The following is a 26,568-nucleotide window of genomic DNA, read 5'->3' on the forward strand; positions in this document are numbered from 1 at the left end:
ACACAAGTTTTGAAATCACGTTCTGGTATAAGTGACATAATCTGAGAGAATATAGTTTTGCCTTTGTTCATCGCACACGTATTTTAAATATGCGTGCAAAGATACAAAATCAAATCGAACACACTATAAAAAGTTCGTAAATTTTTGAGTATTAATAACTTATTTAATAATCGTCTCGTTTTAACGGGACACTAGTGTAATTTTTGAGCTTTATATTCAAATGTTAAGGGTGCATCAAAAAAGCTGTGAAAACTTTGGTTGTTTCAAAATTTAATCGTAAATTTGCAGCAAAAACTATAATAATGAGGAGTTATGGAAGAAAAATTATCAACTATATATTTAAGAGATGGGCGGAACGCCCTGCAATATGTTATGAGCCTGAGCGAAAAGTACAGGCAGATAGCGACCGAAGCGATATTCGAGTGTTTGAGACTGGGCTATCCACTCAACAATATGGAGATAACAGGCAAAGCACGAGAACTGCAGAGGAAAAGGAATGCCTACGTTTGATAAAAATCGCCAAAGAACAAGGCTTGTATATAGATAAGTCGGACTGGGGTAAATTTGGTGACAGACGAATGATTGCAACGGGAGAAAGCATTGTCTTTTTGAGTGAAGACGGAACAACTTTCACCAAAATGAAGTCTCCTTTTGCAAAGGCTCCGATGAAGCATATCTTGCCAGAGGATATCATCTATGAACATCTGATTCATAACATCTTATTCCCATCAACGAGGTATCGTTTTATTGGCTTTTCAGAGGATATAAAGGGAATCCGAATTGTTCTTCAGCAACGAAATATATCCGATATGTTTCAAGTACCATCGCAGAAAACGATTGACGATTATCTCATTAATCAATTGGGCTTGACAAAGGAGGATAGATATTTCTATGGAAATGAATATTTGGCAATAACTGATGTTTCTAATGTCAGTGATAATGTGCTGTGTGATGAAGATGGCAAACTGTATTTCATAGACCCGATTATCCGGTTGAAGAAGTCGGGAAGAGAGGTATGGGAGTATCTTTATAGAACAAGATGTGTATGATAGTTATAATTGTAAAAAGCAAAAGTCCCACCTGATTCGCTGTGCAAGTGGGAAGCGTGGTGGGAACTGTCGTCGCAAAGGTATGCATATTTTTTGAAATAACAAAACTTTTGCGAATAAACTTTTGTAAAGTCCCCTGTTTTTGAACGAAGATTACACATTGTTAGTGAAAATTTGGCTCGTTTAACCATCAACTTCTTCAGAAGGTTTAGTGTTACTACCAGTTGATTTACTGTTGATTCTCCTGTAGAGCCTTCAGACTGTTACACTTCCAAAGACACTGATGCTTGCGCCAAGCGGAGTGTAATAGACCATTTGTCGGTTGTATTCAGTTGCAGTTTGGGCAGTTTTGCTGCAAAAATACTTTTTTACCTTAAAATCTGTTCATAAATAGCTTATTCTCATTTATTTTTTGTATTTTTGCAGAGCATTCGCAATAAATGCGTTTGCGAATAATAATTTCGATATGAATGAAAATAGTTGAATAAAAATATTCAAATGGGGTTGTTGGAAACCCTTATGCTGAGGGCTTATGCCACTCGGTAAGTACCTTAAATTGTTATATAACAGATAATTGTAACAAATAGGGTGGATATCATCTTAAAAAGTGAGGTACATCCAACGCAGATAGACCGAGAGGTATTGACTACCCGGTGGATATCATTTTTAAAAATGAGGTACATCCAACGTACCGAGAACTATACCCTTTGGTACCGAGGTAGATATCATCTTAAAAAGTGAGGAACATCCAATAACCAAAACATATAGGGAACATAAAATGTGTGTGAAGTCTTCATAAGGCTAAGGTGTTATACGTAAATCCATTTAAAAAGTAATAGATTATGTCAAAAATAACAAGAAAAATTGAAATAATCCCAGATATAGATGGGATAACTCATGAAGAGTCAAATAAGAAATGTTATAATACATTTTATAAATTTGACCGAAAACTATACAAGGTGGCAAATCTCCTTGTAAGTCAATTGTATGGATTAGACAATCTATTATCTTTAATGAGATTACAGAATGATGAATATGTAAAATGCCAGTCCAAGTTGTCTTTCAAGTCCATAACAGACGCAACGAAGGAAGAAATTAAAAAACGTATGCAGGAAATTGATGCAGAACTTGTCTCTATGAAGAATGATATTGCTCCAAAGCATCCACAAACATATTCATATCGTGCAGTAACAAGTAGCGAATATGCAAAAGATATTCCTTCGGATATTTTGAATAATCTCAAACAGGATGTTTATCAGCACTTTAATGAGAATAAGAAAGAACAAATACGAGGAGAAAGAAGTTTGGCTACTTATAAAAAAGGTATGCCAATTCCCTTTAGTTTCGAAAAAAGACATGTTATTATATGTGATGGTGACAATTACTATTTGCCTTGGTTTGAGGATACTCGCTTCAGGCTAAACTTTGGACGCGATCGTAGTAACAATCGTGCTATCATAGATAATTGTATAAAGACAAAGAAGTACAAGCTATGTGCAGCTGCAAAAATTCAGCTCAAAGAAAGAAAACTGTTTTTACTTATAACGGTTGATATTCCTAAAGCGGAAAGCGTACCTGTGAAAGGTAAAGTTATGGGCGTAGATCTTGGTGTTATAAATCCTGCTTATGTGGCAGTTAATGATGGACCAGAGAGAAGTCGCATAGGTAATGGTGAGGCCTTTCAGAAGCAACGTGATGTTTTTCGTAGAAGATTTCGAGAATTACAACGTTCCCAACTTACGCAAGGTGGGCATGGGAGAAAGCACAAGACCAAAGCGACTGAAATTCTTAGAGGAAAAGAAAGAAACTGGGTACAGACTGAGAATCACCGTATAAGCCGAGAAATAGTTAATTTGGCATCTCGTTGGAAGGTTGAGACCATCCAAATGGAAAGTCTGAAAGGATTTGGGAAAAATCAAGAGGGAGAAGTCGAGTATAATCATAAACGCCTTCTCGGTCGTTGGTCTTATTTCGAACTTCAGAAAGACATAGAGTACAAGGCTGCAATGGCAGGTATTGCGGTACAATATGTAAATCCAGCATATACCAGCCAGACTTGTCATGTCTGTGGTCAACGAGGAAATAGAATAGAACGTGATACTTTTATTTGCACTAATCCTGAATGTACTTGTTACAACCAAGCACAGGATGCGGATATGAATGCTGCAATAAATATCGCAAAGTCGAAAGATGTGATAAAGTGATAAATGTATGAAAAAAGCCATTCTGTTAATGACAATGTTAATGTTGCTTTGTTGCAACATATCAGCCCAAACGCATCTAACTTTTATGGGTATTCCTATTACAGGAACAAGACAAGCTATGGTGACAAAGCTAAAGGCTAAAGGATTTTCGGAGAAAACTCAGGAAAATGAAGTTGGGGTTGAGTTAAAAGGGAAATATCTTGGCAAGGATGTATGGTTGCGTATATATAATAGCAATATATCTAAGACCGTATATCTTATTGATATATTTTTCAAAAAAGGTCATTTTATGGACTTGTACGAGCAATATCTCAGTTTGCGAGAAAAGTTCAATGGCATATATGGTACCCCCACAGAAATTCTTGATGAATCTTTTGAAGAAACATTAGAATTTGGGCAACTTCCTATGTGTGCTACATATTACAAAAGTTCCAAAGGCTTGATTTCTTTAGAAATTTCAGAAGATAAGCATTGTGTAGAAATATCTTTCCAAGACAAACACAATGCAGAAATTATGAGAAAAGAAAAAACTCAAAAATAAAAGTATGGAAACAAGAGATTATATTCAAGATTTAGAAGAGCGATACAAACAATATTGTAATAAGAAATCAGGCGTGTCGTTTAATAGAAATACGGACATTTTTATGGAAGAATTGTATTCCATGCCTATTGCTAAGATAACAATAGAAGAGTTGTTGAGAGAATACCCTGTTAAAGATGAAAAATTTACATTTGATCAAGAACAAGATGTAAATTATTTGACAGATATTTTTTTAGAGATGAATCAAGACAAATATATTGCATATTGTATCCAATATTTACGTTACCTTCGTAATTCTGGTACCAAAGATTTTTACTATGATAAAACCGTTTGGATTGATAAGGATTATGAGGCAACAGGAGATAGGCTAGAACTTTTTAAGTCTGATTATATTGGTTCTATTGTTGACTATATCTTTAATGCTTATAAGGCAAATAAATATATAGTAGGCAAGATATTAAAATATAAAGAATGGGTTGAAAGATTTAAAGTCATAGAAACAAAAGATAATTGGAAAGAGAAAGCCCTACAGAAGCATCTTGCTGAATTTCTCTTCTTGCATGATGTGGATTTCTATAAAGAAGTTGATACTTCAAATGGTTCAGTTGATTTTTTATTGCCTCACTATGCCAAGGAAAAAGAAAACGAATATAGGAGTGGCTGGAAAGCTGGTGAGAAACTGTATATAATAGAGGTGAAGAAATTTAGAAATGAGAAGCAGATTCAAGATTCTTGCATACAGCTTAATGCTTACTTGGAACAGATGGATGGAGAAGGTTGTTTGTTGATTTATGCTGATACAGACTTAAAAATCATAAACGAGAAGTGGAATTTTGATGTCCTAACTATTTATATCGGGGATGAAAGCCCCTCTCTTCGTTCCGGCAAAACAACAATAAGGTTGGCATAAAGATTATATTGTCCGTTGGCTTGGAGCAGGAGTTGGGCAACATGCACAAGGCAGCCCTCCTGGTTCGCAACAAGCGCAAGAGCTATGGCATCCTGCCTGTAGTGAAGCAGATTGATACCCTGGCAGCAGAGTATCCTGCTCAGACCAACTACCTCTATGTAACTTACGCTGGCGTGAAGAGCGACATCACCTTCGAGAACGACCACCGTTCTATCATCGTACTCGGTTCAGGTGCTTACCGCATCGGTTCTTCAGTAGAGTTCGACTGGTGTGGCGTTCAGGCATTGAACACCATCCGCAAGGAAGGTTGGCGCTCAGTGATGATCAACTACAACCCAGAGACCGTATCTACCGACTACGATATGTGCGACCGTCTCTACTTCGACGAGTTGACCTTCGAGCGTGTGATGGATATCATCGAGATGGAGCAGCCTCATGGCGTCATCGTATCTACCGGTGGTCAGATTCCAAACAACCTGGCTATGCATCTGGATGCACAGAACGTGCCAATCCTGGGTACTGCTGCCAAGGACATCGATAACGCTGAGGACCGTGCCAAGTTCTCTCAGATGTTGACCAACAACGGCATCAACCAGCCAGAGTGGAGCGCCCTGACCTCTATGGAGGACATCGACAACTTCATCGAGCGTGTAGGTTTCCCTGTATTGGTTCGTCCTAGCTACGTGCTTTCGGGCGCTGCGATGAACGTATGTTCTAACGAGGATGAGCTGAAGCGATTCCTGCAGTTGGCTGCCAATGTAAGTGAGGATCACCCAGTGGTAGTTAGTAAGTTTATCGAACATGCCAAGGAGATTGAGATGGATGCAGTGGCAAAGAATGGCGAGGTGATTGCCTATGCGATTTCCGAGCACATCGAGTTTGCCGGTGTTCACTCAGGTGATGCTACCATCCAGTTCCCTCCTCAGAAGTTGTATGTTGAGACAGTTCGTCGTGTAAAGCGAGTTGGTCGTCAGATTGCCAAGGAGTTGCACATCAACGGTCCGTTCAACATCCAGTTCATGGCTCGTGACAATGATATTCTCGTTATCGAGTGTAACCTTCGTGCCAGCCGTTCGTTCCCATTCGTAAGCAAGGTATTGGAGATCAACCTCATCGAGTTGGCTACCCGCGTGATGCTCGGTTTGCCAGTAGAGAAGCCACACAAGAACCTCTTCGATCTCGACTATGTAGGTATCAAGGCATCTCAGTTCAGCTTCAACCGTCTGCAGAAGGCGGATCCTGTATTGGGTGTGGACATGAGCAGTACGGGTGAGGTAGGTTGCTTGGGCGACGATACATCTACCGCACTTCTGAAGAGTATGCTTTCTGTGGGTCATCGCATTCCAGCCAAGAACATCCTGCTTTCTACAGGTTCTGCCAAGCAGAAGGTAGATTTGCTCGATGCTGCCCAGATGCTGGTTAAGCATGGCTACAAGCTGTATGCAACTGGTGGTAGTAGCAAGTTCCTCACCGAGAATGGCATTGAGAACACCCGTGTGCTCTGGCCATCAGAGGAGGCAGAAGGCGGTGCGCCTAAGGCTTTGGAGATGCTCCACAACCATGAGATTGATATGGTAGTGAATATTCCAAAGAACTTGACCAGCAGCGAGTTGAGCAATGGTTACAAGATTCGTCGTGCAGCCATCGACCTGAACGTGCCATTGATTACCAACAGCCGTTTGGCGAGTGCATTCATCTATGCATTCTGCACCACCAAGCTGGAGGATATCGACATCAAGGCTTGGGGAGAGTATAAATAGTTGATAGTTAATAGTTAAGAATTGATAGTTAGTAGTTAAGAATTGACAGTTAAGTCATTCTTGACGATTCCCAATAGAAAAATCCCTGCTGTAGGAAAGGCTTCCTATGGCAGGGATTTTTTATTTGAACAAAAAAGCCGTGAAAACTTTGGTTGTTTCAAAAATAAAGCCGTAACTTTGCACATGTAAACTGGTTAAATTTCATTGCATGATGAAAATGTGGTGTTCTTGTGAATTTTAACACAGATAATCTTGATTATAATGGCTCGTATGAGTCAGATTTAGCAAAGTTAACACAAAATAATTGCTTATCTCGCTAATAATCAGTATTTTTGCGCATAATCTTTTAAAGAATCAAAACAACTAAGAATATGGCTAGAGCAACAGGTTCAATCAATTATTTGGAGCATCGCACGCCCTTGAAGGACGAAAGCGGTAAGTATCAGATACATCCGATGTTCGTGAAACAGGATGTCGTTGACAGGGAGAAGATGGAAAAGCGTGTTCGCGATCATTGTGCGATGAACGTTTCGTCCTTTATCTCCGCATTGGAAACGCTGGAGGATGAAACGCTTTACGCCTTGGCTGAGGGCAACGAGGTGAGGGTAGGCGATATGTTTATTGTCAAGCCAAAGCTGGGGATGGTGAAGCATAAGGACAAGAATGGAATCGAATGGAAAAGGACTTATCATGAGGGGGATCTGATTCCAGCCAATGAGGTGGATATCTGCGGCTTGGAAATTCAGCCCACGAAGGAGTTTCTGGAAAGACTGAAGCGCCACTCTAATGGTTGCAGCCGACAGTATTGGAGTGTGAAATCTACTCCAAAAGAGGCGGATAAGGAGTTTGCTGATATTGTAGAGATTTGTCAGCAGCAGGGTTATATCACGGTGAAGGATATGATTCGTGAATTCGGTGTTACCCGCTATCATGCCAATAAGGTGTTGAATGATTTCTGTGAGGAACCGGCAGCCAGAATGTATGCTACCAAGGAAGGTCCTGTTACGCTCTATCGTTTGTGGAAGAAGGAGTAACTAAGACGTAGTTGTTGAAACGGCTCTTTAGGTTGACGGAATCGGTTCCTTAACTTGAATGAAGCGTCTCTTCTCGTTGAAGGATGCGTATCCGAGAGTTAAAAGAAGCGTTTCCAGAAGTCAGAACAAGCGTCTTTTAGAGTACAAGCATATACCTTCTCAGACATTGCCACTAGGCTCAGCAGCTCTGCCGAGCCTAGTCAGCAGGTCTGCTGACTGCAGTCAGCACCTCTGCTGAGCCTAGTGACAACACCTTTTAGTCGTACAGCTATAACCTCTTTAGTTGTACAACTGTATACCCTTTAGTCGTACAACTATAACCTCTTTAGTTGTACAACTATACACTTTTTAGTTGTACAATCGTAAAATGATGATACTTCTATGAGATATATTGGGTGCTCTCATTCAATCCAAACATACAGCATCTTCCTTTTATAACGTTCGTTTGCTTTTGTTCTATTCAACGAACGAAATGAGGAAAAGCTGCTTCTCCTAATTCTGGCTCATATTCGAAACCTTCGTAACTGAAGCCTGCCAGTTCCTCTGGAGTAAGAAGCTGATTATTCAAGATATATCTCACCATGGCTCCACGGCAAGATTTAGCCCATACAGCCTGCATCTTCAATCTGCCGTCTTTCTGGCGGACATAAAAGAGTGGCTGAATGACCTTTATCTCTTTACATACTCTCTTCCAATCAAACAGATGTTCATATTCCTCTGTAGAAAGATGGATGAGTATACCATCGTCAGCTTTCACACTATCGATGAGAACATCTGTCAGTTTGTCTTTCCAGAACTGATTGATAGGCTTGTCGTTTGTAGCTTCGAGCGATACGCAATGCTCCATACGATAAGGTACAATGCCATCCAACGGTCGAAGCAATCCATAAAGGAAGCAGGTAATCCAGAGATGTTTCTGGGCATACTCTAACGACTCCTCGCTCAAAGAACTGGCACGCAAATGTTTGTATGCCTGACCATTGTAAGCCAGGATAGCAGGCATCTTCTCTGCAGCCATAAAATCATGATATCGCTTCCAGTTCGTCATTGCAATCTTGCTGCTGCAATCAAGTTGCTTAGCCAATTCCTCTACATTCATCATTGCCATTTCTTTGGCCAAGTCATTGGCAACTGATTGGAATAGTGGCACGGAGATAGGCTTCCTGTCTGCCTTCTCAAACATGATTTTGGCATTTGCCAATAATATCTGCATAATAATCAATCTTTTGAATTGTACTTGCAAAGATAAGAAAAAATCAATATAGAATGCTAAATAGCCAAGAAAAATCCTATAAAATTAAAATTTTTTATAAAACGAGCATTATATAGTACTTTTTCTTGTGTAATCTATAAATATTTGTTACCTTTGCGTGAAAAGAACAATATAATACACTACTTAGTATGGCGGTTAAATATGAGATTCGTCAAACAGTTTTCTCATACCTCTTTTACCTATATGATTTATGAACAAAAAATATCAGTTTAAGACAATGAAGCAAGTAAACATTCAATATTACAATTCGCCTTGCGGAGAAATCATCTTGGCATCGATGGGTGACGAACTGTGCCTTTGTGATTGGAATGAAATGCCATGTGCAGAGCGCAATAAGCATCGGCTTTTACGGTATATGAAGGCTGATTTCAAGATAGAAACATCCCCAATCCTGGATCAGACCAAAAAGCAATTGGATGAATATTTTGCCGGTAACCGCAAGATATTTGATATTCCGTTGCATCCTGTAGGAACTGATTTCCAGAAAAAAGTATGGCATGCATTGCTCGAAATACCCTATGGAGAGACAAGAAGCTATAAGGAAATAGCTATAAGTATAGGCAAACCTAACGGCATCAGAGCCGTGGCAAGTGCCATCGGAGCTAATGGCATCAGCATTTTCGTTCCCTGCCATCGAGTTATCGGAAGCAATCATTCCCTTACAGGTTTTGCCGGAGGATTGGACGCAAAGAGAAAGTTATTGGAGCTTGAAGCTGAATAAAACCAACATAAAATGGTGATTTATTATTAATTTAAATATCCGTAAAAACAAATTTTGATTAATTAATAGTTGTTTCTCTTACATTCTTAGTAAATATCATTACCTTTGCACCATGAAAACATTATTAGACGTTCATACACATACAATAGCATCAGGTCATGCCTTCAGCAGTTTGCAGGAAATGACCTTGACAGCAAAGGAGAAAGGGTTGGATATCTTGGGAATCACAGAGCACGGTCCCAATATCCCGGGTACCTGTGATCCTATCTATTTCAGAAACCTTCATTGTGTTCCACGCCAGCTCTATGGAATCAAACTGATGCTTGGAGCAGAACTCAACATCCTCAATACGAAGGGAGATATCGATCTCGACGAGGATTACTGGCGTATGCTGGATATCCGAATAGCAGGCATCCATAGCCTTTGCTGGCAGGGAGGAAGTAAGGAGGAGAATACGCAGGGTGTCATCAATGCCATGCGCAATCCCTTCGTGCAGATTATCTCTCATCCCGGCGATGGTACGGCAGAACTGGATTTCGAGGAACTCATGAAAGTTTCCAGGGAGACGCATACCTTGCTTGAAATCAACAACCATTCTATGGCTCCTATTCGCCACAAGACTGTGGCTGCTCCCAATAATCTGGAACTGCTGGAACTTGCCAAGAAGTATGAAACTCCAGTCATCTTCGGAAGTGATGCCCACTTCTCTGCGATGATTGCCGACTACAGCAACATTATGCCACTGGTAGAAAAAGCAGAGTTCCCGGATGAGCTGGTTCTCAACTATCAGCCAGAGAAATTCATGGCTTACCTCAAGCCAACCCCTGAAAAATAGGAAAATTTAGTTTCACATTTCAATTTACACGACTATGATTATAGAAGAAATCATCAAGTATAATGAAAACTTCGTAGCCAGTAAGGCTTACGAAAAGTAACTTTCGTTACAGCCCCCACATATCATTCAGCATACTGATAGCTGATTCCGAGCGGAAGACATGATTGCGGAAGGTGATGATGCCTTCGGGAGCAAGGTGGGCTTCGAAGGAATTCACCAGGAAATCTGCTTCGAGCAGAATGCGGTGGTCGAGGCTGGGAACATCTTGATAAGTATGATGATGGGCAATGAGCCAGCAGATTCTTTCTATCTGTGCGGCTGTGAATCCATCTACTTCTGATAGTACTTTTCTTGCCTCGTCAGGACCCAGTTCTTCCTGGTGCTTGCCATCGCAGTTGCCGTATCTGGCTTCTGAAACGTGAATGCCTACATCGTGAAGAATGGCTGCTGCTTCGAGCACGAAGAGGTCTTCTCCGGTCATTCCCTCTGCTATCGCAATCATACGGGCAAAGTCGTGTACCTTTACGAAATGCTGGATGCGAGGCGCATCGCCACCATCATATTTTATCATCGCCCTCATCAGTTGGGCGAGTATCAATTCCTTGTTTGTCATAATCTTATGTTTTTTTAAAATCAATATTTATATCTACTTAAGATGTTAATCGAAGAGTTTCTTCCAAATCCACAATACCGCTATGGCGCCAATGACGCAGAAGACGAAGTTGGTAAGATAACCCTTGCCAAACAGTTCTATGTTCAGCAGATTGCTGATGATGGCGCCGGCATAACTGCCCACAATACCTATGAATAGGTTCATACAACATCCTTTGCCTTCGCCGCTCATGATGCGGTTGGCAATATAGCCAATGAAAATTCCCGTAAGGATTGGCCACGCTGTGAAATCTGCAATGTGTTCTAACATACTCTTTTTCCCACTTCGTTCGTTTTGTTCTTTATTGATGGATGTAATCCAGAATCTGCTCAGCATGAATCTTGGTCTTGATCTCCTTTGGAGTGAAGATCTTCTCAATGACGCCTTCTTCGTTGACGAGATAGGTGGTGCGGAGGATGCCGATGGTCTTTCTGCCGCAGGTTACCTTCTCGCCCCAGCAGCCGAGTTTCTGCAGTAGGGTGGTTTCGGTATCTGCGATAAGAGGGAACTGCAAACCCTTGGCTTCGGCAAACTTCTTCTGCAAAGCCTGTTTGTCCTTGCTCACGCCGATAATCTCGTAACCGGCTGCAGCCAGTTCCTCCTTATGTGCTTGCAGGGAGCAAGCCTCGGCAGTGCATCCGCTGGTGTTAGCCTTCGGATAACTGTAGAGCACAATCTTGCGACCACGGTAGTCGCTTGCCTTTATCTCACGTCCGTCCTGGTCAATGCCAAGAATCTCTGGTATTTTATCTCCTACATTCATAATTCTATATTTATTTATTATATGTCTTGTTATGATGCAAAGATAATAAAAATAATGCGAACCGATGTGATTCTTATGATTTTTAACACAAATAATCGTTGTTTATCTTTCTACCTGGAAGTTTAAACGAATCTTTCTTTTGGATAAAAAAAGAAAAATATAGGGAGGATATTTGGTAATATGCTGATATTTACTTACTTTTGTGTGATGAACGTTCATGGTATGAAACAGGGAGCGTGATACTAAACAGGTAAAAAAGGAAGAAAATGAAGAAGATATTTTTGTTTATATTATTCTGTCTTTCCGTATGCAGCATGTCGGCTTACGACTTTCTGCGAGCTGTGAAAGATGAGATTCCGGGAGGTTACAACTTCTGGGTTTATACGCCGGTAGATTATTTCTATTCGCAAGAGCAGACACCGGTCATCATCTTTCTGCATGGAGCCAGTCTTTGTGGAAGAAATCTGAATAAGGTGAGAAGATACGGACCGCTTGATGCCATCGTCAAGGGGCGCGATATCGATGCGCTGACCATCGTTCCGCAGAATCCGGGAGGAGCCTGGAATCCGAAGAAAATCATGGATATGCTAGACTGGGTGAAGAAGAATTACCCATGCGATTCTAATAGGGTTTATGTCTTGGGTATGAGTTTGGGCGGTTATGGCACCATGGATGTCTGTGCTACTTATCCCGACAGGATAGCTGCCGGCATGGCGCTGTGTGGCGGATGTTCGTATAAGGATGTGAGTGGATTGGGCGATTTGCCTTTCTGGATTATCCATGGCACAGCAGATAGGGCAGTACCGGTCAAGCAATCGAAGGTGGTGGTAGATAAACTTGAAAAGGATGGCAAGGATACCCGATTGATATACGACTGGTGGAAGGGTGCCAATCACGGTACCCCTGCCCGCGTGTTTTATCTGAAGAAAACCTATCAGTGGCTCTTCTCTCACAGCCTTTCAGATAAGGACAGACCCGTGAACCGCAACATCAGTATTACGATGAGCGATCTGGGCAGAGCATATGGTGATGTGAACAGAAATGCCCCTCAGCCTGAACTCATCGATGGTCCGAGTGTGATCAAGCAAGAGGGAAATGAATATTAAAGAATCTTTTATAATAAGATGTTCTGCCATGATGTCTTTTTATTTGATTAAATCCCTTTATGCGAATGAATTTTATGCCTTGCAAAGATACTGTTTTTTCTAAAATTAGAGGCTAAGAATGGCATAAAGGTTTTAGAGTCTGTTTTTTTGAAAGAAATAACAAGTAAACTTTTCTCTATTCAATCTTTTTTCGTACTTTTGCACCATCAATTAAAATAAAGAAAATCCAGTTTTTTAAATGAAGTAAGAAAATGGCTGATAAAGATATGAAATGGAAGACGCTCTCGCAGAAGTATCTGATAGAGAAGCCTTGGCTCACGGCACGAGTGGATAAGGTGGAATTGCCTACGGGGGCCATTATCGATGAATATTACGTGCTGGAATATCCTGATTGGGTGAACACCATCGCCATTACGAAGGACGGAATGTTCGTCTTCGTTCGCCAGTATCGCTATGCGATAGGTAAGACGGTGAATGAACTCTGCGCAGGAGTGATAGAGAAGGGCGAGGACCCGATGGTGGCTGCCAAGCGAGAACTGATGGAAGAGACTGGATTCGGTGGCGGAAACTGGCAGAAGTGGATGACGATTTCGGCTAATCCGAGCACTCATACCAATCTTACCCATTGCTATCTGGCTACGGATGTGGAGCGCATGGATGTTCAGCATCTTGACCAGGCTGAGGATATCGAGATTCGCCTCTTCTCCAGGGATGAAGTAATGGAAATGCTGGAGAAGGGAGAAATCTGGCAAAGCCTGATGGCGGCTCCGCTATGGAAGTATTTTGCGAAAGCAAAGTAAGCTGCAGGGCTTCATCTGCGAAAGCAAACAGCAGAACTTCGTTTGCTCGAGCAAAGTAAATATTAGACATTAAACAATAAACATTATAAAGATGGTAATAGATTTCGAAAAAATTGCTGAGGCTCACTTGGAGGGCTTCAAGGGTGGACAGGGTAAACTCGATACTCGTAACTATGTGGATGACAAGGTGAAGATTATGTATTCTACCTTGCGTCCGGGTGCATCAACTGGTCTTCATACTCACGAGGGCAACTGCGAGATTATCTATGTGGTAAGCGGCACTGCTACTTTCCATTATGATGATGCCGTAGAAGAGGTTCGACAGGGACAGGTGCATTATTGTCCTATGAACCACGCTCATTATATGGAGAATCTCACAGATCATGATCTGGTGTATCTCGCCATTGTGCCTGAGCATCATTAATATCCCTGGAGTATCAAGGAAAACCATATTATATTCCTCCTGAGGAAAATGAAAAAAGAAAGTCCAACTCGGATGCCTCTCTTATAAAAAGTATAAAAAGGCTCCAAGCTGGACTTTCGTCATTCTTCTCTCTTATATAGCTATAGTCATCTGTTTTTTATCTAAAAGAATATGCTGCTGATTATAGTTTCTCGCAGAACTCGATTTTCTCCTTGTTTGGACCCTCGATGGTGAAGAACTTTACGCCGTTTTCCCAGAAAGGAAGACCATTTACCTGCTGATCCAGCATCTTGAAGGTTCCTGCTTCCTTCACTACCAGGAAGAGATCCTCTATGTTCTTTACATCGATGGCAATGTGGTCGATGGCTCCATATTCCATCTTTGCCTGATGGTTCTGATAGGTCTCGATGATGAGATTGTGGAGCTGGAGAAAGGCTACTTCCTCGGTGCCGTTTACTGTGCGGAGGGCTGTCTCGAAGCCCAAGGCATGATAAAATTCAATGGTCTTGTTGATGTCGTTGGTAGGAATGCCGATGTGCTGCACGCCTGTTGTAAAATCTTTAATCTTCATAATGAATCTGTGTTTAGATGATTGTTATGATAAAACTTTTTGTGTATTGAAGATTTAGAAGCGGATGATTTCTGCTCCAATCTGGAAATAGCTCTCGTTGCTCTGAGGATTCCACATGCCCTTGGCATAAACCGGAATGGTGTAGTTGCCGAGCTTGAGGTCGTGGGAGGCTTGCAGCGATACGTGAACGATGCCTGCCGTGGTTCCAAAGAAGTGGGCATCCTCGCCAGCTCTGTTCAGGGCGAAGGCTCCACCAACTCCTGCATCTACCTTCCATCCATCCTTCTGATAGATAGGATATTCCGCATAGGCGAAGGTGGAATATTTCTGCTTCGTGTTGTTGCTGTTGCGGTCGCGTCCGAAGACTACCGTTGACCAGCTCAGGAGCAGTGGAAACTTCTCGTCCTGAAACCGGTAGCTTAATGTGGCATCGAGGAATCGGCCGGTGGTATGAGCAGAGTAGTTCCAGTATTCCTTATTATTATAGCTGGCGCCAGGGGAGAAGTTGTAGGTGTCCCACAGGGCGAATCCCCAACCGCCAGCCTTCAGAGTCAGATAATGATTAAACTCCTTGTAGGAGCCTTCCGAGTTGCAGCCACCCCAAAGTCCCACGGTAACGTGGTCATTGGCCATCGTATAGCTCAGGTCGGTGAGGAGGACGATGCCGTCGGAAACTTCCATGCCACGCCACAGATGATTGTTCTGCACGTTGGCTTTCAGATGGAGCTGTGCCTGGGCATTTCCCAGGCAAGCAGCCATCATCAAAACAATAACTACAATTCTTTTCATGGTTTTACTACAAAATAAACTTTTTGAACCTAACTAACTATGAACCTTATAAACGTTAACTAATTACTTAAACCATATATTACTGATAATTATAATTTGCATATAATTTGGGCAAATAAGGGCTTATCTTGTAAATTCCTTTGGCAAGATCGGCATGGCTCCGTTCTGTGTACAGACGAATGCCGAAACCTTTACTGCCAATTCATGAGCTTCCTTTACGCTCTTACCCTTCAAGATGCTTGCCACGAATGCGCCTGTGAATGAATCACCGGCACCCACTGTGTCTGCCACTTCTACCTTCGGTGTCTCTATAAACGAAACTTCGCCAGGGGTGAATACGTAGCTGCCGTTTACACCGCAGGTAAGGATGAGCATCTTCAGATTGTACTTGCCCAAGAGGAGCCAGCATTTGTTCTCCAGGTCGATGCCCGGATAGCCGAAGATGCGGCTTACGGTAATCAATTCCTCATCATTGATCTTGAGGATGTTGCATCGCTTGATGCTCTCGGTGATAATTTCCTTATTATAGAATCCCTGACGGAGATTGATGTCGAAGATTTTGAGGATTCCTTCTTCCTTTGGCATGTTATCAAGGAAGCGGTAGATGGTGTTGCGGGAAACCTCGTTGCGCTGGGCCAGCGAGCCGAAGCAGGCTGCGGTGCAATTCTTTGCCAACTTCTCCAGGGCTGACGTGTAGGGGATGTTGTCCCAGGCTGCTCCCTCTTTGATGTCGTAACAAGGAATGCCGTTGGCATCGAGCGAAACCTGAACGGTGCCTGTAGGGTAGGCTAACTTGTCTATCTGATAGTTGAGATGGTGATCGTTGAGTTCCTTCTCCAGCTCCTTGCCTAGCTCATCATCGCCCATTGCACTAACTGCACAGCTCTCGAGTCCGAACTGTGAAACGTGGTAAGCAAAGTTGGCTGGAGCGCCACCTAGCTTTTTTCCTTCTGGAAGCACATCGAAGAGAGCCTCGCCGATACCTATCACTGATTGTTTCTTTTCCATTGTCATTTTTACTTTAAGAATGTTAGAGATGTTACTTGATTTCTGTTGCAAAGGTAGCATTTTTCAGCTACCTTCACAAAGAAAAATCATCTAAACTTTCTGCAAACGTTCCCGCAATCGTTTCCAATTTCTGCAATCGTTTGCAGTATATTTCTTCTCTTCTATCTCTTTACTTCTTCTCTCCAGGTTTCTGTTCGAAATCGATGAGAACCTTCATGCTGGTTTCGCGATGAGTGTCGATAAACTTGTAGGCATCATCGTATTCTTCGAAGGCAAAACGGTTGCTTACGAGTGGCTTGAGGTTGACGATGCCCTTGCTTACGTAATCGATGGCTGTGAGATAATCTTCGTGGCGATACATCATTGAACCGATGAGTCTCAACTCATGTTCGCCCAGATAGAACATGCTGAGGGCTGGGTCCTTGGCAAAGACAGCCACAACCACGATGTCGCTACCTTTCTCGATGGTCTCCATCAGCGAACGGATGGAAACTTCTACACCTGCTACCTCGAAACCTACCTGATAGCCTTCCTCACCGAAAAGTTCCTGGGCAGCTTCCTTCAAGGTCTTCTTGGTGATGTTGAGGGTGTGCTTGATGCCGCATTCGCGAGCCTTAGCCAGGCGAAGGTCGCTTACATCGGTAATGAGTACATTCTTGGCGCCACGGGCAATGCAGAACTGGGCTATGAGATTGCCGATGGTTCCTGCACCGCTCACTACTACATTCTTACCCTTTACGTCGGTGCGGTTGCTGGCATGGGCACCAACGGCTGAAGGCTCAATCATGGCACCATAGTCAAGGCTCATGCCTTCTGGCAACTTAGCCACGCGGTCGTCATCTACTACAAAGAAATCCTGTGCTGCACCATCTGCCTGGAAAGCCTGAACACGCAGGTGCTCACAAACGTTATACTGTCCGCGCTTGCAAGGGTTGCACTTGCCGCAAACCAACTGTGGGCGAGCGGTGATGTGGTCGCCAGGCTTGCAGACGGTAACTTCGCTGCCTACAGCCATAACCACTCCAGAGTACTCATGTCCCTGAACCACTGGATAGAAGGTGGCTGGGTGAAGACCGTGGTAAGAGTGAATCTCGCTACCGCAGATGCCGATGCGCTTGATGTTGACGAGAACCTGATGAGCAGTTAAGTCTGCTGCCTTTGGTTCTGCTACTTCCTTGAATTCGATATGCTTTGGTTCTACCAATATTGCCTGTCTCATAATTATAATGTTTTGAAATTGTTATTGTTATGTTGGTGGGATGAAAGATCCCGTTTTATCTTTGTATTCTTTGCTGAGCCCACTTTTTAAGTGGGCTCTTTTTTATTTCTTCTTATTCTCCAGATCGGTCATGATCTGCTTGTATTGCTTCTTGTTGAGCTTGTAGAAGCAGAGGCATCCTGCGGTGACGATCCACAAGATTCCCGGAATGGTGCTGAAGGCATGGTGCATAATGTTCAATACTTCTGGATTCTGCACAGCGTTGCTTACATATCCTGCACTGCCCAGGGCAATGGCGAGAAGCGATGTGCCGAGTGCCATTCCTATCTTGTTGCCCAGCGAGATGAAGGCGTATTGGAATCCGTCGTTTCTGATGCCCGTCTTCCACTCGCCATACTCCACACAGTCGGGGATGATGGCATAGATGGCTGTATTGAAGCCTGAGAAGAAGAACCACGACAAAGCTGAGAACAGATAGAACATGATGGCGCTGCCGTTAGGGCTGAAGAAGTACAGACCTATCATCGTAATACCGGTGAGGAAAGCGAAGATGGCTGCCGTGAAACCCTTGTTGCCCGTTTTTCTGAATACCAGAGGGAAGCAGGCTGCACCTATGATGCTTGGCACGATGATGGCCATGGAATAGTAGGAGAAGAGCGTTGCCGAACCTTCTACATAAGTGAAATAGTAGAGCATGTCGGCGTTGCGTCCGTAGTGGATGAAACCGAAGAGCAACTGTCCTAAGAGGGCGAGCAGATAGGGCTTGTTCTTCATCACGGAACGAAGCTGCACCTTTAATGGGAGCTTCTGTCCCACAGGAACTTCTACCACTTCCTTGGTCTTATGGAAGCAGAACAGATGGCAGGCAGCGAAGATGATGCCGTAGAGTACTGCCACAGCCAGATAACCATATTTGGTATCGCCTGCGCCAAACCAGCTGATGAGCGGAACGGTTATGATGTTGATTACTCCGATGGCCATCATGGCGCTCACCGAACGGCTGGTGTTGAGCTTGGCTCTCTCATCGATGTCTTGTGTCATGGCTCCGCAGAGTGTGCCGTAAGGCAGGTTCACGCAGGTATATCCCAGCACCAGGATGCAGTAGGTTACTGCCATATAGATAATCTTGGCGGTCTGGCTCCATTCCGGATGAGCCCAGAAGGTGAGTATCAGTACCAGTGCCGTGATAGGAGCTCCGAAGAGCAGCCATGGGCGGAATCGTCCCCATCGGGTGTGGGTCTTGTCGGTAAGTGTGCCGATGATGGGGTCGTTGATGGCGTCCCAGAATCGGGACACAAGCATCAGGGTTGCTACGGCACTCATGCTGATTCCAAACACATCGGTGTAGAAAATCATGAGGAAGTTGCCCACGAACATCCAACTGAAGTTGCAGCCCACATCGCCCATGCCATAGGCGAGTTTACTGATGAAGGGAACCTTTCCCTGCGAATTGTTCTCTAGCGAAGTGTTCGCTTGAAATTTAGAATCTTGTTCCATATCCTTTTTCTTAGGTTTGATTGTGATACTTAATGTTGTTTATTCTTTGTTTTGTGTAGGAATAGAGCGATTTGAGAAATCGTTTTTCCTTTTCACGCTGCAAAGATAGAACGATTTTGCTGGAAAAACAAGAAAAAAAACGGCTGTTTTTCCGCAACCGTTCCCGCAACCGTTCCCATTTTCCGCAACCGTTCCCAAAAAGATTTCTCTGTTTTTTGTTGTAGCTTTCATAGAAAATAAGTATCTTTGCAAGCACATATAACAAGAAAGAAAAAGAGATATGGCAAAATATGTAACTATCATGGATATTGCAAGGGAACTGGGGATTTCCAAGTCCACCGTTTCGCGTGCTCTTTCGGGAGATACGGGTAATGTGAAGGCGGAAACCTTGCAGAAGATATTGGCAACTGCCGAGCGGATGGGCTATCATCGCAACGAACTGGCTGTGAATTTTCGCCAGCAGAGTACTCATAACATCGGCATCATCATTCCCGAAATCGTCACCACTTTCTATATGACCTTTATCAATGAAGCTCAAGCCATCTTGCGCAAGCAGGGGTATAAGGTAATGATTGCCATTTCTAACGAGAATCCTGAGCAGGAGAGAGAGAACATTCTGATGATGGAGCAGCTGCGTGTGGATGGCATCCTGATGAGTGCATGCGATAAGGAGCATAATGTGGACCTATATAATAAGGTGATAGAAAGGGGCATTCCCATCGTGTTTTTCGATAGAACGGTGGAGAAGGTAAAGGCTTCACAGGTGCACATGGACGATTACATCATGTCGTTTTTCATGGTGGAGGCTTTGTTGCGCAAGGGGTATAAGCATATTATTCATATTCCGGGACCTGCTTATATCCGAAACAGCTATGAACGATTGAGGGGCTATCGGGATGCGCTGGAAAAGTTTCATATAGAGTATCAGGCGCAAGATGTCTTGTCGCCAGCCTTGTCGGCTGAAGAGGGTAGTTGGGTGATGGAGCGTTTCCTGGAGAAGGATGTTCCTTTTGATGCGGTCTTTGGCTTTACGGAGACTGCTGTGTTGGGAGCCAAGAGTGCTATCCAGAAGCGTGGCTTGAGCATTCCGGAGGATGTGGCACTTTGCTGCATGTCGGGCACAGCCTTGGCTACCTTGGTTCATCCTCAGTTGACGGTAGTGGAGCAGCCTATTGAGAAAATGGCGCAGGAAAGTTGCCGACTGCTGCTGGAGCATATTGCCGATGGTTATAGAAGGATAGAGGAAATAGCATTGAGAGGTGAAACTGTGATAAGGGAATCTACTTAATAAAGGTATCGGCTTCTGGAACCTGCATAAAAGAAACTGTTTTGGAAGACAGTATAAAAGAAACGGGTGTATCATCTATATTATTGAATGATACACCCGTTTTCTATTTCTTTATCTTAAGCATTTAAACTTAATCTATCTCCTTATCTTAAGCTTCCTCTTCCTCTTCTTCATTCTCCAGCAAATCGGTGCCGAGATGAGTGGTCTGTTCACGCTTCAATCGATCGCGCACCTCCTTAGGCTTGGTGGCGTAGGTAATCATTCGGATGGAATCGTTGTAGCTCACGTACTTCCAGAGCCAGTTGAGCAATACCATTACCTTGTTCTTTACGCCGAGGATGGAGCGGAGGTGAACTACCAGCCACAATACCCAGGCAAAGAAGCCCTGGCTGTGGAACTTGCCTAGTTCTACTACAGCCTTGTGTCTTCCGATGGTAGCCATAGAACCCAGGTTCTTGTAGCGGAAAGGCTTGAGTTGGGAATCAGTGGCTCCCTCGGCAATCTTCTGGATATTCTTAGCCAGGAGTGCTGCCTGCTGAATGGCTACCTGAGCCAACTGTGGATGACCGCCAGGATAAGCTGGGTCTGTGGTCTGGATACACTGGTCGCCGATGGCGAAGAGACCGTCCATGCCAGGGATGCGGTTGAACTCATCTACCACGATTCGGAAACCACGGCCCAGATGGTCGCCATCAATACCCGTGATAGGCTGTGCCTTTACACCGGATACCCAGAGGAAGGTGCGGGTAGGAATCTCCTGACCATCCTTCATCAGAACCTTATGGTCCTTGTAGTCGGTTACCATTTTGCCAAACTGCACATCCACACCCATGCTTGTGAGGAAATCGTATGCTTTCTTGGAAGAGTCCTGTGACATTCCGGCGAGCAGTCTGTCGCCCGCTTCCAGGAGATAGATGTGCATCAGAGAGGAGTCCATATCCGGATAATCGTAAGGAATCACGTAGCGCTTCATTTCAGAGAGGGCTCCGGCTATCTCCACACCTGTGGCACCACCGCCCACAATGACCACGTTCAGGAGTTCCTGTCGCTCCTCTTCTGTGGCACAGGTCAATGCACGCTCCAGGTTACTCAGCACGGCGTTGCGCAATCCCATTGCCTCTGAAACGGTCTTCATCGGAATAGCCCACTTCTCGATGTTGGCATTGCCATAGAAATTGGTAGTGGTTCCTGCTGCGAACACCAGGTAATCGTACTCAATCTTACCGATGGAAGTCTGCAGAATCTTCTTGTCTGGGAATACGGCTCTCGCCTCTGCCATGCGGAAGTAGAAGTTCTTGCGCTTGCGGAAAATCTGGCGGAAAGGGAAGGAGATGGAGCTTGGGTCGATACCTGCTGAGGCTATCTGATAGATAAGTGGAGGGAACTGATGGAAGTTATTCTTATCAATCAACACCACCTGCAGGTTTGAATTGCAGAGGTCTTCTGCCAAACGAAGACCACCGAGTCCGCCACCTACGATAACTACTCTCTTCAACTGATTTCTCTTGATATTAATGCTCATAACTACTGCTGTTTTTACATATTAATTACATATATTTGCTGAAAATTCTGTTCTCTATAAGGCGTAATGCCTGGTTCTTGCTGAAAATTCGATTGCAAAGGTACAACATTTTGATGAGGTGGCAAAGGAAGATGGGTAGAAATATGGGATTGAAGATTGTTGCAATCGTTCTCTTTTTAGATTCAGGAAAATGAAGTTGTAAAATGTAATATTCAGATAGCATTTTATGAGCACTTTTTTTGAGAAATGTTGTCGGTTTAAAGGAAAAGTTGTATATTTGCATCGACAATTTTAAAAGACGAACGAATTTTTATAAAAACATCATGATGAAACATGTAACAATTAAGGATATAGCCCGTTCGCTCTGCATCTCGGTTTCTACCGTTTCCAGGGCGTTGACGGATGACAAGAACATTCGCAAGGAGACGCGCGAGATGGTGATTGAGGAGGCAAAACGACTCGGCTACAAGCGTAATCCGGTGGCGATGAACCTGAAGATGGGGCGTACGAACACCATTGGTGTCATCGTGCCGGAGATGCATACTCCTTATGCTTCGCAGGTGATTAATGGTATTCAGGACGTGCTCTACAAAAAGAACCAGAAGGTGATGATTGCCGAGAGCGATGAGAAACCGGAGCGGGAGTTGGAGAACCTGAAGATGATGGAGCAGTTTATGGTAGATGGTCTGATTGTGAGCCTCTGCAGCTACCGCAAGAACATAGAAATGTATCAGCAGTTGGCAGCAGATGGTATGGCGATAGTCTTCTACGACCGCATTCCATACGGATTGAAAATGCCGCAGGTGATGGTGGATGATAATGTTGATTCTTATTTCATGGTAGAGCATCTTATCCGCCTGGGCAGGAAGCGCATCGTCTATCTGCAGGGACCCGACGACATTTATAATGCCTATCAGCGAGGCTTGGGTTATCGTGAGGCGATGGAGAAATTCCATCTCTTCGACCCGGAGCTGATTGTGAAGACGGGAATGACCTTCAAGGATGGAGCTGATGCCATCGACCGTCTTATATATAATAAGGTGGAATTTGATGCCGTCTTCGCCTTTACTGATACTTTGGCGATAGGTGCGCAGAATCGACTCCGTGCCTTGGGTAGACGGGTGCCGGAAGAGATTTTCGTGGCTGGTTTTTCGGGTACCGAACTATCAACCATCGTATCTCCTCAGATTACTACTATGGAGCCTCCGTTGGAGGAGATGGGCAGAAAGGCGGCAGAACTGGTGATGGAGAAAATCAATAATCCAGAGATGGAAGATAGACAGGTGGTGCTGAAGACCACGATGAAATGTAGGGAATCTACGGGAGAATAATCAAACTTCGTGTTTTCCGGTAATCACTAGAAAGTGGTTTTCGGTAATCGCCTGAAAGTATTTAAAACGTTTGCAGAAATTGGGAACGTTTGCGGGAACGTTTGCAAGTTTTTTTCGAAAAAAACATCTTTTTATCTCGAAAAAACGCAATATCTTTGCCATCGGAAACGGGAGATAAGATAGCTGAGGAAACTCCTCGGCTACTTGCTTCCCCAAAAATGAATAAACAATTAATATTTACAGCTAACAATAAAAGAATTATGGCAAATTTAGTGAATGCAAACGCAGCAAATGCAGCTCAGGTAGTAAAAGGTTATGCTTATAACCGCAGTTTGGTAAAGGCAGGTATCCTGCACTTCGGAGTAGGTAACTTCCATCGTGCTCACCTGGAGTTTATGACCAATATGCTCCTCGAGAACAATACCCAGCAGAACTGGGGTATCTGTGGAGCAATGATTCTCCCAGGCGATGAGCGTCTCTACCATGCCCTGAAGAAGCAGGACGGTGAATACACCCTTACCGTATGTGGACGTGATGACAGCATCCAGGTTTATCAGTTGGGTGCGCTCGTTGAACTCTATTGGGGCATTGAGGAGCAGGAACAGATTCTGAACAAGATTGCGTCTAAGGATATCAAGATCATCACCCTCACTATCACCGAGGGCGGATACAACATTTCACGTCAGAGTGGCGAATTCATGCTCGACAATGCGCAGGTGGCTCACGATATCGAGAATCCAACCAAGCCGGTTACAGCCTTCGGATATGTAGCCGAGGGATTGCGCCGCCGCAAGGCAGCAGGCAATGGTCCTATCACTATCCTTTCCTGCGATAATCTGCAGCACAATGGCAATACTGCCCGCAAGGCTTTCATGACTTTCGTGGGAGCTCAGGACAAGGAACTCGCTGCCTGGATGGAGGAGAACGTTACCTTCCCTAACTCAATGGTTGACCGCATTACTCCAGCTACCCGTCCTGCCGACATCGAGCGACTGAATGCTCAGAACGGCACTTGCGATGAGGCTCCTGTATATTGCGAGGACTTCATCCAGTGGGTAGTAGAGGATAATTTTGCAGCCGGTCGCCCAGCATGGGAAACCGTGGGCGCTCAGATGACCGACGATGTGACTGCCTTCGAGAATATGAAGCTTTCTCTCTTGAATGCTTCACATACATTGCTCTCTTATCCATCTTTTCTCGGCGGTTACCGCAAGGTAGATGCAGCCATGCACGATGAGAGAATCCGCAAGTTTGTACGTGCCTTCATGGACGATGACATTACTCCTTACGTGCCAGCTCCAAAGGATACTGATCTCGAGGCATACAAGCAGTGCCTGGTTGAGCGCTTCGGCAACCGCATGGTCAGCGACCAGGTGGCTCGTCTCTGCTTCGATGGTGCCAGCAAGTTCCCGGTTTACGTAATGCCGAACCTGGAGAAGATGATTGCTGATGATGCTTCTGGCAAGCGCCAGAATGTGGAGTTCAAGCGTGTGGCTTACCTCTTTGCTGCTTACCGTCATTATCTGAAGTATCAGGTAGATGACAATGGTGATGCATTCGAAGTGGCAGATCCATGGCTTACCGTTGATGACCATAAGGCCATCGATAGCGATGATGCGCTCGATTTTCTCGGCATTTCAGCCTTTACAAGTACCGATCTCAAGGCAGCTCCTCATTTCGTAGAGCTTTACTTGAAGATGGTAGAAGACATCAAGACAAAGGGTGCCATGAAGGTTTTGGAAGATGAAATCTTGTAATATAGAGAGAAACTCTTGAAAATAAGAGTCAGGTGTTTTTATGGATTGTTTAATTCGTCGAAACACCTGACGATAGCGTAACTTTCTCTAATTTAAACCTAGATAAACATGAAACAATCGATAACGCTTAGGAGTGCTGGACCATTTCTACTCCTGACATTCATCTATTTTATAGTGGGCTTCCTTACTACCGTCAATGGTCAGTGTCAGGGTCCCTTGAAGATAGCCTTCCTCTCGGAGGTTACCACTACCAAGAACTCCCTGGCAACGCTCATCTCCTTCGCTTTCTTCCTGGGCTATCTGCTCAATAGTGCTAAGACGGGACGCTTGCTCAACAAAGTGGGCTATAAGAAGACGCTCATCCGTTCGATGCTGGTAATGGTGCTGGGTCTCGCTTTCTATCTTGCTTCGGCGCTGATTGCTGAATATTGGGGTGGGGCAGGCGTGCATCTCTCGCAGGATTTCGTACCATTCGGATATTTCGTTTTCCTTTTCGGATCTTATCTGATGGGTACGTCAGCGGCAATGCTTCAGGTGGTGATCAATCCATACATAGCTGCCTATCCTTTGCCGGGCACTCAACCTGTGCAGCGCATGAACTTCACCTGTGCGGTGAATTCTTTCGGTACTACCATCGCTCCTTTCTTCGTAACGGGCGTGATGTTTGCAGGTGTGTCCCTGGATTGTGTTTCTGCCGACCAGCTCACCATTCCATTCCTGGTAATGATGCTCATCATTGCCTTTACAACATGGAGCACTTCCAAGGCGAATCTTCCAGACATTGAGGGTACGAGAGAGGAGACTCAAAATGTGGAATCTGAAGGAAAGACAACTCCTTCTGATGATTCCAGAAATGCGAAGAAACGCAGCATCTGGTCGTTTCGTCATCTGAAATATGGCGTGATAACCATCTTCTTCTATGTGGGAACCGAGGTGGGAATCGGCAACAATATGAATCTCCATGCTATGGATCTGATGGGGCATGGTTATAATCTTTCGCCAGCTCTTCTTGCCACGCTCTATTGGGGTGGATTCATGATTGGCAGAATGGTTTCTGCCGGTTTGAAGAACGTGGCACCTCGCCCTATGCTCATTACCGTTACGGTGGCGGCAATCGTATTGATGTCTGTTTCCATGTTTACCGAGAATCTCTGGCTGATGGCTGCTGTGGGATTATTTCATAGTGTGATGTGGAGTTGCATCTTTACACTGGCAGTTGATGGCTTGAAGGAATATACTTCCAAGGCTTCGGGTGTGTTCATGATGGGAGTTTTCGGTGGTGCAGTATTCCCTGTGCTTCAGGGTTTGCTTGCCGATTATATCGGTTCGTGGCAGTTCACCTGGTTCGTTCCTCTCTTCTGCGAGTTCGTTATCCTCTGGTACGGACTTGTGGGGTATAGGAAGCAGGAGGCATAAAAGGCAATAGTAAGACATAAATTAAGAAGGATATCAAAAACTCGGGATGTTTCAGGTTAGAAGCATCCCGAGTTTTTTATTTTTAAGAGTTATTTCGC

The 26,568-nt window shown here is 44.1% G+C and carries 25 protein-coding genes and 1 pseudogene; 15 read left to right on the forward strand and 11 right to left on the reverse strand.

Going from position 1 to position 26,568, the window contains the following annotated elements:
* Nucleotides 1-245 precede the first annotated feature (245 nt).
* The 6 genes and pseudogenes from NNC77_RS09485 (at nt 246) to NNC77_RS09510 (ending at nt 7,498) form a co-directional block, all read left to right on the forward strand.
* Nucleotides 246-1,049 (forward strand): hypothetical protein, encoded by an 804-nt coding sequence (locus NNC77_RS09485; RefSeq protein WP_254970307.1) that lies wholly within the window; start codon nt 246-248, stop codon nt 1,047-1,049.
* Between the two features lie 842 nt (nt 1,050-1,891).
* Nucleotides 1,892-3,253, forward strand: a complete 1,362-nt coding sequence (locus NNC77_RS09490; protein ID WP_254970308.1) for a transposase — start codon at nt 1,892-1,894, stop codon at nt 3,251-3,253.
* Nucleotides 3,254-3,260: 7 nt separating this feature from the next.
* Nucleotides 3,261-3,794 carry a hypothetical protein gene (locus tag NNC77_RS09495; RefSeq protein ID WP_153081190.1) on the forward strand — a complete coding sequence of 178 codons (534 nt, stop codon included), beginning with the start codon at nt 3,261-3,263 and terminating at the stop codon, nt 3,792-3,794.
* A gap of 4 nt (nt 3,795-3,798) precedes the next feature.
* The gene (locus NNC77_RS09500) at nt 3,799-4,704 is read left to right on the forward strand and encodes a hypothetical protein (RefSeq protein WP_153093095.1); all 906 of its coding nucleotides are present in this window, start codon (nt 3,799-3,801) and stop codon (nt 4,702-4,704) included.
* A pseudogene (locus NNC77_RS09505) lies at nt 4,704-6,464 on the forward strand (ATP-grasp domain-containing protein); the annotation flags it as partial. The gene NNC77_RS09500 and the pseudogene NNC77_RS09505, both read left to right, overlap by 1 nt.
* Nucleotides 6,465-6,835: 371 nt before the next feature.
* Nucleotides 6,836-7,498: a hypothetical protein gene (locus NNC77_RS09510; RefSeq protein WP_254970309.1), complete on the forward strand. Its 663-nt coding sequence runs from the start codon at nt 6,836-6,838 to the stop codon at nt 7,496-7,498.
* 460 nt (nt 7,499-7,958) lie between these two features.
* Here the strand turns inward: NNC77_RS09510 and NNC77_RS09515 are convergent, their stop codons facing one another.
* Nucleotides 7,959-8,711: a YaaA family protein gene (locus NNC77_RS09515; RefSeq protein WP_119238473.1), complete on the reverse strand. Its 753-nt coding sequence runs from the start codon at nt 8,709-8,711 to the stop codon at nt 7,959-7,961.
* A 277-nt stretch (nt 8,712-8,988) separates the two neighbouring features.
* Between NNC77_RS09515 and NNC77_RS09520 the strand changes: the two genes are divergently transcribed.
* Together NNC77_RS09520 and NNC77_RS09525 are read left to right on the forward strand one after the other, a co-directional pair.
* On the forward strand, nt 8,989-9,492 hold the full coding sequence (locus tag NNC77_RS09520) for a methylated-DNA--[protein]-cysteine S-methyltransferase (RefSeq protein ID WP_200758233.1): 504 nt from the start codon (nt 8,989-8,991) through the stop codon (nt 9,490-9,492).
* Between the two features lie 112 nt (nt 9,493-9,604).
* Nucleotides 9,605-10,327 carry a phosphatase gene (locus tag NNC77_RS09525; protein WP_117727866.1) on the forward strand — a complete coding sequence of 241 codons (723 nt, stop codon included), beginning with the start codon at nt 9,605-9,607 and terminating at the stop codon, nt 10,325-10,327.
* A gap of 106 nt (nt 10,328-10,433) precedes the next feature.
* On the opposite strand, the gene NNC77_RS09530 is transcribed toward NNC77_RS09525, so the two are convergent.
* The 3 genes from NNC77_RS09530 to NNC77_RS09540 are packed head-to-tail and all read right to left on the reverse strand — an operon-like array spanning nt 10,434 to nt 11,742.
* Nucleotides 10,434-10,940 carry an HD domain-containing protein gene (locus NNC77_RS09530; protein WP_254970310.1) on the reverse strand — a complete coding sequence of 169 codons (507 nt, stop codon included), beginning with the start codon at nt 10,938-10,940 and terminating at the stop codon, nt 10,434-10,436.
* A 45-nt stretch (nt 10,941-10,985) separates the two neighbouring features.
* On the reverse strand, nt 10,986-11,249 hold the full coding sequence (locus tag NNC77_RS09535; RefSeq protein WP_022120864.1) for a GlsB/YeaQ/YmgE family stress response membrane protein: 264 nt from the start codon (nt 11,247-11,249) through the stop codon (nt 10,986-10,988).
* 31 nt (nt 11,250-11,280) lie between these two features.
* On the reverse strand, nt 11,281-11,742 hold the full coding sequence (locus NNC77_RS09540; RefSeq protein WP_254970311.1) for a peroxiredoxin: 462 nt from the start codon (nt 11,740-11,742) through the stop codon (nt 11,281-11,283).
* Nucleotides 11,743-12,008: 266 nt separating this feature from the next.
* On the opposite strand from NNC77_RS09540, the gene NNC77_RS09545 reads away from it, so the two are divergent.
* The 3 genes from NNC77_RS09545 (at nt 12,009) to NNC77_RS09555 (ending at nt 14,072) form a co-directional block, all read left to right on the forward strand.
* On the forward strand, nt 12,009-12,848 hold the full coding sequence (locus NNC77_RS09545; protein ID WP_264904626.1) for a prolyl oligopeptidase family serine peptidase: 840 nt from the start codon (nt 12,009-12,011) through the stop codon (nt 12,846-12,848).
* A gap of 251 nt (nt 12,849-13,099) precedes the next feature.
* Nucleotides 13,100-13,648, forward strand: a complete 549-nt coding sequence (locus NNC77_RS09550; RefSeq protein WP_153139582.1) for an NUDIX hydrolase — start codon at nt 13,100-13,102, stop codon at nt 13,646-13,648.
* Between the two features lie 91 nt (nt 13,649-13,739).
* Nucleotides 13,740-14,072 (forward strand): cupin domain-containing protein, encoded by a 333-nt coding sequence (locus tag NNC77_RS09555; protein WP_006847452.1) that lies wholly within the window; start codon nt 13,740-13,742, stop codon nt 14,070-14,072.
* A gap of 181 nt (nt 14,073-14,253) precedes the next feature.
* On the opposite strand, the gene NNC77_RS09560 is transcribed toward NNC77_RS09555, so the two are convergent.
* The 6 genes from NNC77_RS09560 to NNC77_RS09585 all read right to left on the reverse strand — a co-directional run bounded on the left by NNC77_RS09560 (nt 14,254) and on the right by NNC77_RS09585 (nt 19,387).
* Entirely contained in the window at nt 14,254-14,643 is a 390-nt protein-coding gene (locus NNC77_RS09560) for a VOC family protein (protein WP_119227867.1), read from the reverse strand.
* A 54-nt stretch (nt 14,644-14,697) separates the two neighbouring features.
* Complete coding sequence (locus NNC77_RS09565; RefSeq protein ID WP_119227866.1) at nt 14,698-15,432, reverse strand: hypothetical protein; 735 nt, start codon at nt 15,430-15,432, stop codon at nt 14,698-14,700.
* A 123-nt stretch (nt 15,433-15,555) separates the two neighbouring features.
* The gene (locus tag NNC77_RS09570; RefSeq protein WP_254970312.1) at nt 15,556-16,440 is read right to left on the reverse strand and encodes a carbohydrate kinase family protein; all 885 of its coding nucleotides are present in this window, start codon (nt 16,438-16,440) and stop codon (nt 15,556-15,558) included.
* A 169-nt stretch (nt 16,441-16,609) separates the two neighbouring features.
* Complete coding sequence (locus NNC77_RS09575) at nt 16,610-17,659, reverse strand: zinc-dependent alcohol dehydrogenase (RefSeq protein ID WP_117692312.1); 1,050 nt, start codon at nt 17,657-17,659, stop codon at nt 16,610-16,612.
* A gap of 102 nt (nt 17,660-17,761) precedes the next feature.
* A complete protein-coding gene (locus tag NNC77_RS09580) occupies nt 17,762-19,156 on the reverse strand; it encodes an MFS transporter (RefSeq protein ID WP_254970313.1) in 1,395 nt (464 codons plus the stop codon).
* Between the two features lie 39 nt (nt 19,157-19,195).
* Complete coding sequence (locus tag NNC77_RS09585; protein ID WP_151200762.1) at nt 19,196-19,387, reverse strand: hypothetical protein; 192 nt, start codon at nt 19,385-19,387, stop codon at nt 19,196-19,198.
* 49 nt (nt 19,388-19,436) lie between these two features.
* Here NNC77_RS09585 and NNC77_RS09590 point away from each other — a divergent pair, with 49 nt between their 5' ends.
* The gene (locus NNC77_RS09590; RefSeq protein WP_254970314.1) at nt 19,437-20,444 is read left to right on the forward strand and encodes a LacI family DNA-binding transcriptional regulator; all 1,008 of its coding nucleotides are present in this window, start codon (nt 19,437-19,439) and stop codon (nt 20,442-20,444) included.
* A gap of 148 nt (nt 20,445-20,592) precedes the next feature.
* On the opposite strand, the gene NNC77_RS09595 is transcribed toward NNC77_RS09590, so the two are convergent.
* Nucleotides 20,593-21,966 carry an NAD(P)/FAD-dependent oxidoreductase gene (locus NNC77_RS09595; RefSeq protein WP_254970315.1) on the reverse strand — a complete coding sequence of 458 codons (1,374 nt, stop codon included), beginning with the start codon at nt 21,964-21,966 and terminating at the stop codon, nt 20,593-20,595.
* 326 nt (nt 21,967-22,292) lie between these two features.
* Between NNC77_RS09595 and NNC77_RS09600 the strand changes: the two genes are divergently transcribed.
* The 3 genes from NNC77_RS09600 to NNC77_RS09610 all read left to right on the forward strand — a co-directional run bounded on the left by NNC77_RS09600 (nt 22,293) and on the right by NNC77_RS09610 (nt 26,470).
* Nucleotides 22,293-23,297 carry a LacI family DNA-binding transcriptional regulator gene (locus tag NNC77_RS09600; protein WP_118139161.1) on the forward strand — a complete coding sequence of 335 codons (1,005 nt, stop codon included), beginning with the start codon at nt 22,293-22,295 and terminating at the stop codon, nt 23,295-23,297.
* A gap of 260 nt (nt 23,298-23,557) precedes the next feature.
* Nucleotides 23,558-25,054 carry a mannitol dehydrogenase family protein gene (locus NNC77_RS09605; RefSeq protein ID WP_234564441.1) on the forward strand — a complete coding sequence of 499 codons (1,497 nt, stop codon included), beginning with the start codon at nt 23,558-23,560 and terminating at the stop codon, nt 25,052-25,054.
* A 108-nt stretch (nt 25,055-25,162) separates the two neighbouring features.
* Nucleotides 25,163-26,470: an MFS transporter gene (locus tag NNC77_RS09610; RefSeq protein WP_234564442.1), complete on the forward strand. Its 1,308-nt coding sequence runs from the start codon at nt 25,163-25,165 to the stop codon at nt 26,468-26,470.
* The last annotated feature ends 98 nt before the right edge of the window (nt 26,471-26,568 follow it).

Origin of the sequence: Segatella copri (assembly GCF_024330485.1) — a bacterium.
GTDB classification, from domain to species: domain Bacteria; phylum Bacteroidota; class Bacteroidia; order Bacteroidales; family Bacteroidaceae; genus Prevotella; species Prevotella copri_L.

Excerpts from the sequence above, each read along its gene's own strand:
- NNC77_RS09535 (WP_022120864.1), bottom strand. The coding sequence starts at position 11,249 with ATGTTAGAACACATTGCAGATTTCACAGCGTGGCCAATCCTTACGGGA.
- NNC77_RS09530 (WP_254970310.1), bottom strand. The coding sequence starts at position 10,940 with ATGACAAACAAGGAATTGATACTCGCCCAACTGATGAGGGCGATGATA.
- NNC77_RS09540 (WP_254970311.1), bottom strand. The coding sequence starts at position 11,742 with ATGAATGTAGGAGATAAAATACCAGAGATTCTTGGCATTGACCAGGAC.
- NNC77_RS09580 (WP_254970313.1), bottom strand. The coding sequence starts at position 19,156 with ATGGAACAAGATTCTAAATTTCAAGCGAACACTTCGCTAGAGAACAAT.
- NNC77_RS09590 (WP_254970314.1), top strand. The coding sequence starts at position 19,437 with ATGGCAAAATATGTAACTATCATGGATATTGCAAGGGAACTGGGGATT.
- NNC77_RS09610 (WP_234564442.1), top strand. The coding sequence starts at position 25,163 with ATGAAACAATCGATAACGCTTAGGAGTGCTGGACCATTTCTACTCCTG.
- NNC77_RS09585 (WP_151200762.1), bottom strand. The coding sequence starts at position 19,387 with ATGAAAGCTACAACAAAAAACAGAGAAATCTTTTTGGGAACGGTTGCG.
- NNC77_RS09515 (WP_119238473.1), bottom strand. The coding sequence starts at position 8,711 with ATGCAGATATTATTGGCAAATGCCAAAATCATGTTTGAGAAGGCAGAC.
- NNC77_RS09575 (WP_117692312.1), bottom strand. The coding sequence starts at position 17,659 with ATGAGACAGGCAATATTGGTAGAACCAAAGCATATCGAATTCAAGGAA.
- NNC77_RS09520 (WP_200758233.1), top strand. The coding sequence starts at position 8,989 with ATGAAGCAAGTAAACATTCAATATTACAATTCGCCTTGCGGAGAAATC.
- NNC77_RS09525 (WP_117727866.1), top strand. The coding sequence starts at position 9,605 with ATGAAAACATTATTAGACGTTCATACACATACAATAGCATCAGGTCAT.
- NNC77_RS09595 (WP_254970315.1), bottom strand. The coding sequence starts at position 21,966 with ATGAGCATTAATATCAAGAGAAATCAGTTGAAGAGAGTAGTTATCGTA.
- NNC77_RS09565 (WP_119227866.1), bottom strand. The coding sequence starts at position 15,432 with ATGAAAAGAATTGTAGTTATTGTTTTGATGATGGCTGCTTGCCTGGGA.
- NNC77_RS09545 (WP_264904626.1), top strand. The coding sequence starts at position 12,009 with ATGAAGAAGATATTTTTGTTTATATTATTCTGTCTTTCCGTATGCAGC.
- NNC77_RS09560 (WP_119227867.1), bottom strand. The coding sequence starts at position 14,643 with ATGAAGATTAAAGATTTTACAACAGGCGTGCAGCACATCGGCATTCCT.
- NNC77_RS09555 (WP_006847452.1), top strand. The coding sequence starts at position 13,740 with ATGGTAATAGATTTCGAAAAAATTGCTGAGGCTCACTTGGAGGGCTTC.
- NNC77_RS09500 (WP_153093095.1), top strand. The coding sequence starts at position 3,799 with ATGGAAACAAGAGATTATATTCAAGATTTAGAAGAGCGATACAAACAA.
- NNC77_RS09510 (WP_254970309.1), top strand. The coding sequence starts at position 6,836 with ATGGCTAGAGCAACAGGTTCAATCAATTATTTGGAGCATCGCACGCCC.
- NNC77_RS09495 (WP_153081190.1), top strand. The coding sequence starts at position 3,261 with ATGAAAAAAGCCATTCTGTTAATGACAATGTTAATGTTGCTTTGTTGC.
- NNC77_RS09600 (WP_118139161.1), top strand. The coding sequence starts at position 22,293 with ATGAAACATGTAACAATTAAGGATATAGCCCGTTCGCTCTGCATCTCG.
- NNC77_RS09490 (WP_254970308.1), top strand. The coding sequence starts at position 1,892 with ATGTCAAAAATAACAAGAAAAATTGAAATAATCCCAGATATAGATGGG.
- NNC77_RS09550 (WP_153139582.1), top strand. The coding sequence starts at position 13,100 with ATGGCTGATAAAGATATGAAATGGAAGACGCTCTCGCAGAAGTATCTG.
- NNC77_RS09570 (WP_254970312.1), bottom strand. The coding sequence starts at position 16,440 with ATGGAAAAGAAACAATCAGTGATAGGTATCGGCGAGGCTCTCTTCGAT.
- NNC77_RS09605 (WP_234564441.1), top strand. The coding sequence starts at position 23,558 with ATGGCAAATTTAGTGAATGCAAACGCAGCAAATGCAGCTCAGGTAGTA.